Raw genomic sequence first — 1,741 nt, 5'->3', positions numbered from 1 at the left:
GCCCGCCCCCCGCGCGGGCGGGCGCGGCCGGCGGCCGAGCGCCGCCACGAGGCCCGCCACGGCCCGGGCCATGCCGGGCAGCGACAGGTCGGCGTCGGGCAGCGGGTCCGTGAAGCCGTGGCCCGGCAGGTCCGGGGCTATCACGTAGAAGTCGCGCGCGAGGAGCGGCGCCAGCCCGCGCCACGAATGCGTGGCCGCCCCGGTCCCGTGCAGGAGCAGCAGCGTCGGGGCGTCCGGAGACCCGTATTCCTGGACGTGCCAGCGGAGGCCGGCCGCCTCCACGAAGCGGCTGGCCTCCCGATGGGGCCAGTCCCGGCCCTCCACGGCCCAGTCGGGCCGGTCCGCGTCGAAACCGGTCAGCATGCGCGCGGATCCTGCACTGCGGCATGGCCGGACGATCCGGGGGCAACGGAGGCGCTATCGTTCATGGCCGGAAGTATTTCGTAACACTGAACAATCCCATGCGACGGCCGCATGCCACCGGTGAGCGGAGACCGATTGCTGCGCTGCAACAGCGGCGGCATATCTCGGGCGAGCAAGAACAAGACGCGTCCACCAACTCCGGAGAAGGTCATGATCCTCTTCACCTCCTCGACCCAGAACATCGCCGCCCCGGTCTCCGGCGGCTGGAGCCTCAAGGCCATCGTCCGCGAGATGCTGAACTCCTGGCTCGCCCACCACCAGCGCCTCGCCGACAGCGGCATCGGCGGCGACCTCTGACACCCTGCCGCGGGGGTGACGGGCGCGACGCTCAGAGCGCCGCCCGCACCGCCGCGCTGAGCTGGCCGGCCTCGACCCGGGGCAGCTTCAGGTAGCGGGCGCCCATCGCGTCCGCCACCGAACGGGCCTCCTCGCCCCGCGTGCCGGTATCGACCACGAGGGCTGGCAGTCCGGCCGCACGCAGGACTCGGGCCGCCTGCAGGGCCTCCGCGCCCGCCCGGGCGCGTCCCCCCTCCCCCGACCGCGCGACGTTGGCGCGCCCGTCGGTCAGCAGCACGATCGCCGGCCGACTGCCGCCCCGGCGCACGCCCAGAGCCACCGCGACCGCGGCGTCGATTCCCGCGGCGAGCGGCGTCCCGCCCCCGCCCGGCAGTCCCGAGAGCCCGCGCTTGGCGCGGGTGAGCGACCGGGTCGGCGGCAGAACGAGATCCGCGCCGGCGCCGCGGAACGCCACCAGCGCCACCCGGTCTCGCCGGACATAGGCCTCCGCCAGCAGCAGCTCGACCGCGCCCTTGGCCTCCGCCAGCCGCTCCAGGGCGGCCGAGCCCGAGGCGTCCACGCAGAACACCGTGGTGGTCTCGGTCCGCTGCTTGAGGATCCGGATCCGCAGATCGTCCCGCCGCACCACGATGCGGCGCGTCTCTCCTTCCACTCTGCGGACGGCCTGCCAGGGCGCCGCCGCCCGCAGGGTGGCGAGCAGATCGAGCCGTCCCCGCCGCGAGTCGCCCCGCCAGCTGCCCACGGGGCGGCCGGTGCGGGCCGAGGCCGCCTGCCCGACCCGGCCGGCCTTCGCGGCCGGGAGGCGCTGCGCGCCCGCCAGCAGCTGGTCGAGGAGGTTCGGCGGGATCGCGGCGCGCACCGCCTCCAGCACGACGTCGTCGGGCGCCTCTGCGGCCGGACCCGACGCCTCCTCCGCGTCGTTCGGCTCGGGCGGCTCCGCCGGCGCCGCCTCGGCCTCGGGGGCGGGCTGCTCCGGTGCGGGCAGGCGCGTGGCGCGCGGCGCCAGGACGAGGCGCCCGGC

At 76.4% G+C, this 1,741-nt stretch carries 3 protein-coding genes; 1 reads left to right on the top strand and 2 read right to left on the bottom strand.

The annotated features are described in order from the left end of the window. The coding region (locus tag ACLBYE_RS30355) for an alpha/beta fold hydrolase (protein WP_447697010.1) at positions 1-363 on the bottom strand (363 nt) is incomplete at its 3' end. Between the two features lie 210 nt (positions 364-573). Between ACLBYE_RS30355 and ACLBYE_RS30350 the strand changes: the two genes are divergently transcribed. Next, positions 574-720, top strand: coding sequence for a hypothetical protein (locus ACLBYE_RS30350; protein WP_012318814.1), 147 nt, complete (start codon positions 574-576; stop codon positions 718-720). A gap of 31 nt (positions 721-751) precedes the next feature. Here the strand turns inward: ACLBYE_RS30350 and ACLBYE_RS30345 are convergent. Then, a partial coding sequence (locus tag ACLBYE_RS30345) for a VWA domain-containing protein (RefSeq protein WP_447697009.1) occupies positions 752-1,741 on the bottom strand: 990 nt, incomplete at its 5' end.

Source organism: Methylobacterium sp. A52T (assembly GCF_053346095.1).
This window is presented reverse-complemented; position numbering and strand designations above follow the sequence as displayed.